This is a genomic window from Ilyobacter sp. (genome assembly GCF_041583315.1).
Classification (GTDB): Bacteria; Fusobacteriota; Fusobacteriia; order Fusobacteriales; family Fusobacteriaceae; genus Ilyobacter.
Genome location: NZ_JBFHGC010000332.1, coordinates 1 through 3331, shown reverse-complemented (window position 1 = coordinate 3331; position 3331 = coordinate 1). Strand labels below are relative to the sequence as shown.

Below are 3331 nucleotides of genomic sequence, written 5' to 3'. Positions count from 1 at the left end.
TTTCCTGTATAAGCCCTGCGACTTGAAAATTCAAAGGCAGAAAAAAGAATATCAGCCTAAATAAAAAGCATGCGAATAATTATTCTTTAATTTATTGTGCTAAAAAGGTTTTTAATCTTTCGGCCATTGATAAAATAAGCGTTAAGAATGACTGAGAGAAATCTTTAGAAAAAATCGATGTTTGAGCGAAGCGAGTTTCGATTTTTTCTTAGATTTCCGAAGGCATTTAGCTTATTTTTCACAGGCCTTGATTTTTGGTTACTTTTCATCAAGGAAAAGTAACATATTTCGTATAAATTCAATATTTTATTTGAAATAAAAGCAGCATTTTAGGTTACTTAAATTTCATTGATAAAATTTAAGTAATCTTCTCACAGAAAAAAATAAATTTTTCTTTAGCAGATATCATTTTTACTATCTTTTTAATTCTTCCCCTGGGTATACTCTTGAAGATAAATAATTAGTGTGATAAGTTATATGAAATAATATTTACAAGGAGAAAAAGATGATAGTCAAATTAAGTGAATTGTATAGTTCAGTTAAAGATCAGGAAATAAAGCTCATTGCTGGAAAAAAAGGTCTAGACAATATTGTCCGATGGGTACATATGGTTGAAAATATAGAAATCTCTGTTTTTTTAGACGGTCAGGAGATTGCTTTTACCACAGGTATCGGACTAGAAAAGAAAAGTGATTTGCTCGATTTGGTTAAACACGCTTACAACAACCGGTGTAGTGGTATGGTAATTAACATCGGTCCTTTCATAGATGAAATTTCAGATGAGATCATAGATTTTGCCAACGAGCATGATTTTCCTATTTTTGAAGTACCGTGGCATGTACATGTTGCCGAAATCATGCGGATCTTCTGCTATAATATCACAATATCTGATAGGATTAATACTGAATTATCCGGTGCTTTCAAAAACTCCATCTTTTTCCAAAACCAAGAAGAATTATACGTACCCCAGCTTGAAAGATACGACTTTAATGCCAATTGGTCATACTGCCTTGCCATTATGGAACCGATAAATATGAACACCGATAAAAGATCTAAAATATTAAAAATTATTGAAAATACAGTAAGCTCAATAGCCAAAAAATCCTTTGTTTTCGAATTGGAAGGTAAATTTGTCCTGGTCTTTGCAGAATACACCGAGGAAGAAGTAAGGGATATTCTTAAAATCACAAAGGATAAGTGTTCCTCTTTGTTGAAAGACAACGAAGAAATTTATTCCGGGATAGGAAAGAGCACAAAAAATATCAAATGCATTGCAAAAAGTTATAAAAGGGCTTCAGATGTATTAAAACTTCAAAAGAGCAGCAAAAACAGCGACATAGTTATGTATCGTGAGTTAGGTTTGTATAAACTTCTCCTTTCCCTTGAAGATGAAGAGGTTGTACAGGAATATTACCAGGAGACACTAGAACCCCTCGTAAAACACGATCAATTGAATAAAACAGATTATGTAGAAGTACTAGATACCTACCTCAAAAATAACGGAAGTCTCAAAGGAGTGGCCGCAGAACTTTTTTATCACCGAAACACGATAACCTATAAATTAAATAAAATTCAGGAGATACTTTCTTGTGATCTGTCAGAGCTAAATACTAAGCTTGCCTATAGCATAGCCCTTATGTTAAAGGAGATTATCTAAATGACTTCTAATGATTCTTTAAACTCTCTATAGATAAATTGACTATATAAACTTTAAAGTCCAAGAATGCACCTAATTGTTTTTCTATATTATGATCTTGATAAATTCACCACTAGCATTGATGGGTAAAATATAAAAAGCACCTCCTACGCCTATTGTATAGAGGCATAAGGGGTGCTTTTATATTAAATTTATATTTAAAGTTTAATTGTATTTGAGGCAATAGAAGTTCTATCAGACCTTTTATTAGCATCCATTTGTAAGCTTTGTTCTGATAGTCTTTGTGGCTCAAGTGCCTCTTTAGACAACTCCTTGGCCATTTTTTTAAATTTTACTATACAAGCTGAACAGTTTGTCACCAATCTCTCTTCAATACATCTTTTGCACATTACAGACACCTCCAAATGGCTCATGCCATTTAACTAAAATTATAAAACTAATATTGGCCATAGACTTTGAGAATAAATTTTCCCTTTATAAAAACAGTTACCTCTATATATTGTTTCTATTAGTAGCTTCCTTGGAATATCATTGCCTCCGCTACCTTTATCTCATGACTTATTTTAAGGTTTTTTCGTACCAATTACAATGTGTGACGACATTAAATAATATGTGGTGCAGCACAAAAAATGTTTTTAAAAGAAATTAAAAATATCAGAGAATCACCTTTGATATTTTTAATGAATGAATAATGCTGTTTTCCATATATGTTGTAAATACAGGCTTGGGAATACAAACTTTTTTATAATAAAATTTTCTTTAATGAATTACAATGTATGCTGACACAAAATTAAATGTGTTGCAGCACAAGAAACTCTGTGGCCTCATGCATAATTAATCTAAATTGTCCCTTTAATAAACATCCGATTTTTTAAAAATAAGTAAGATACTTTTTAGTCAAAAATTACACGAATAGACAGAAATATAAAAATAAATCTGAAAGCATGGTCATAAAGAGTAATCAAGGATATGTTTTACTGAGAAAAAAATGAATACTCCCTAAAATTAATAGGTTCTTTAAAAAAAATTAGCACTAATAGATTTTTATAGTATAATATCTAATATTGTCGATTTTAGGAGGGATTTATTTGGATAGAATAATAAACAGTGTTATGTTGATAATGCTCCTCATGGGTACAGGATGTTTTTTTGCAAGTAAAAACATACTTGGGGAACAGAGTAACAAGCTTTTTTCATACCTCGTACTCAACCTCTGCCTTCCTTGTCTGATAATCTTAGGATTGACAAGCCGTTTTACAAGAGCCGGGCTAATAAAATCAACACAGTGGTTAGGACTCTCCTTTGCCATACTCATAGTTTTTATAATTGTAGCCAGACTGACTAGTTTCAGTTCATTTATAAAAAGAAAGGAACTTTACCAGCTTTCCTTTGTCTTTGCAAATACAGTATTCATAGGCTTGCCTGTGAATATAGCCCTCTTTGGGGACGAGAGCATCCCCTATATATTCCTGTTTTATTTTGCCAATACTACATTTTTCTGGACCTACGGTGTTTATTGTGTTCGTGGAGGCGGAAGCATCAAAGACGGATTTAAAAAACTCATGACCCCTGCCACCATATCATTTTTTGTAGGTGTCCTCATGATTGTTTTCGACATCAATGTTCCTGCATTCTTAGAACCTTATATGAGATATGTAGGAGGAATGACCACTC

At 32.2% G+C, this 3331-nt stretch carries 3 protein-coding genes; 2 read left to right on the top strand and 1 reads right to left on the bottom strand.

What is annotated here, in order from left to right; translation table 11 throughout:
- Window positions 1-505: 505 nt before the first annotated feature.
- On the top strand, window positions 506-1657 hold the full coding sequence (locus tag ABZA26_RS10860) for a PucR family transcriptional regulator (RefSeq protein ID WP_372714549.1): 1152 nt from the start codon (window positions 506-508) through the stop codon (window positions 1655-1657).
- A gap of 197 nt (window positions 1658-1854) precedes the next feature.
- On the opposite strand, the gene ABZA26_RS10855 is transcribed toward ABZA26_RS10860, so the two are convergent.
- Window positions 1855-2046: a hypothetical protein gene (locus tag ABZA26_RS10855; protein WP_372714548.1), complete on the bottom strand. Its 192-nt coding sequence runs from the start codon at window positions 2044-2046 to the stop codon at window positions 1855-1857.
- A 699-nt stretch (window positions 2047-2745) separates the two neighbouring features.
- Here ABZA26_RS10855 and ABZA26_RS10850 point away from each other — a divergent pair.
- Window positions 2746-3331 (top strand): AEC family transporter (locus ABZA26_RS10850; RefSeq protein ID WP_372714547.1); only part of this gene is annotated, 586 nt, incomplete at its 3' end.

Bases quoted from the DNA above. Each gene is read 5' to 3' on its own strand.
- ABZA26_RS10855 (WP_372714548.1), bottom strand. From the start codon at position 2,046: ATGTGCAAAAGATGTATTGAAGAGAGATTGGTGACAAACTGTTCAGCT.
- ABZA26_RS10860 (WP_372714549.1), top strand. From the start codon at position 506: ATGATAGTCAAATTAAGTGAATTGTATAGTTCAGTTAAAGATCAGGAA.